Source organism: Halobacillus sp. A1 (genome assembly GCF_024189295.1).
Lineage (GTDB): Bacteria > Bacillota > Bacilli > Bacillales > Halobacillaceae > Halobacillus_A.
Map to the genome: position 1 here is coordinate 1 of NZ_JAIZEN010000081.1, position 321 is coordinate 321.

Here is a 321-nt window from a genome sequence, read left to right on the forward strand (position 1 = left end):
AGTCGATGTCTAGGAGAGGGAATTGTTGGGACAATGCCCCAATGGAATCTTTCTTTGGACATATGAAAGACGGAATTGACTTCAAAGCGTGCTCATCTATATTTGAAGTCAAGCAAGCGATTGAAGCTTATATGGAATATTACAATAACCATCGATACCAGTGGTCCCTACAAAAAATGACCCCGGCTCAATACGAGGCCACTGAAAAAGTCCATGATAAAACTAAACACGCATCCTTTCTTTGAAAATCAAAGAAAGGATGCGTGTTTTCTTGTATAATGAAAGAACTACATAAAAGTGAGGGATTCGATGTTAGACCGA

At 39.3% G+C, this 321-nt stretch carries 1 protein-coding gene; it reads left to right on the forward strand.

Going from position 1 to position 321, the window contains the following annotated elements; all coding sequences use genetic code 11:
• A partial coding sequence (locus LF817_RS20090; RefSeq protein ID WP_253937573.1) for an integrase core domain-containing protein occupies positions 1 to 245 on the forward strand: 245 nt, incomplete at its 5' end.
• Positions 246 to 321 lie beyond the last annotated feature (76 nt).